This window comes from Shouchella tritolerans (genome assembly GCF_025770735.1).
Taxonomy (GTDB): Bacteria; Bacillota; Bacilli; order Bacillales; family Bacillaceae_D; genus Shouchella; species Shouchella tritolerans.
This window is the reverse complement of record NZ_JAODPB010000025.1, coordinates 1-1,411: the sequence shown is the minus strand read 5'-3', so window position 1 is coordinate 1,411 and position 1,411 is coordinate 1. Positions and strand designations below refer to the sequence as shown.

Below are 1,411 nucleotides of genomic sequence, written 5' to 3'. Positions count from 1 at the left end.
GACGTGGTCGTGTTGCCAGGTCAAGCAGGGAAAGACATTGAGAACACAGCCGAAGTAGATGGCGACAACTTGGACGACCCAGATCGCCCACAAGAAGAAGTCAAAATCTACCCACGTGAGCCGAAAACGGAATCGAAAAAATCAGCAACAAACGCAGATGAAAGCAAAGAGCGCTATGAAGTCGGCGACACGGTTGTGTATACGATCCAATCTCGCAACACGGTTGAAGACAGCTTGCTCGAAAACTTAAAAATCAGCGACGTACTCCCAGAAGGGCTGACGTTTGTCGAAGGTAGCTTGGAAGTCAGCCATGGTGGTACAGGCAACTATGAAGACGGCAAGGTAACCGCTGAGTTCGGCGAAGTCACAGACACTGACTGGCGTACGGTAACGTTTGAAGCAACGATTGACTCTGGCTATGCAGGTGAGAAGATCGAAAACGTCGCGCTCGTCGAAGTGCCAAATATCGAGGATCCACCAGATGAGCCAAGCACAGATATCGATGTCGATCCGAAAGAGCCAAAAACGGAGTCAGAAAAATCGGCAGCACTGCTTGAGAAAGCAGACGGCAACACCGATGCCGACAACCCAGAAGTCGGTGACACGCTTCGCTATACGATTCAAACACGTAATACAATCGAAGATAGCTTGATCGAAAACCTTGTCATCTCTGACGTCATTCCAGAAGGACTGGAGTATGTGCCAGGCACGCTGAAAGTGAACGGGGAAGCCGTAACGGACGAGGAAGACGACGATCAAGGTCACTATGTCGATGGCAAAGCAGTGGGCCACTTCGGTAATGTCGAAGATACAGAATGGCGGACCCTCGAATTTGACGTGGTCGTGTTGCCAGGTCAAGCAGGGAAAGACATTGAGAACACAGCCGAAGTAGATGGCGACAACTTGGACGACCCAGATCGCCCACAAGAAGAAGTCAAAATCTACCCACGTGAGCCGAAAACGGAATCGAAAAAATCAGCAACAAACGCAGATGAAAGCAAAGAGCGCTATGAAGTCGGCGACACGGTTGTGTATACGATCCAATCTCGCAACACGGTTGAAGACAGCTTGCTCGAAAACTTAAAAATCAGCGACGTACTCCCAGAAGGGCTGACGTTTGTCGAAGGTAGCTTGGAAGTCAGCCATGGTGGTACAGGCAACTATGAAGACGGCAAGGTAACCGCTGAGTTCGGCGAAGTTACAGACACTGACTGGCGTACGGTAACGTTTGAAGCAACGATTGACTCTGGCTATGTAGGTGAAAAGATCGAAAACGTCGCGCTCGTCGAAGTACCAAATATCGAGGATCCACCAGATGAGCCAAGCACAGATATCGATGTCGATCCAAAAGAGCCGAAAACGGAATCGAAAAAATCAGCAACAAATGCCGATGAAAGCAAAGACCGCTATG

Annotated in this window: 1 protein-coding gene; it reads left to right on the top strand. The window is 49.6% G+C overall.

Annotated elements, in window-relative coordinates; genetic code table 11:
• Positions 1 to 1,411, top strand: a 1,411-nt coding sequence (locus tag N6H06_RS23000; RefSeq protein ID WP_263708072.1) for an isopeptide-forming domain-containing fimbrial protein, incomplete at both ends; no start/stop codon positions are given.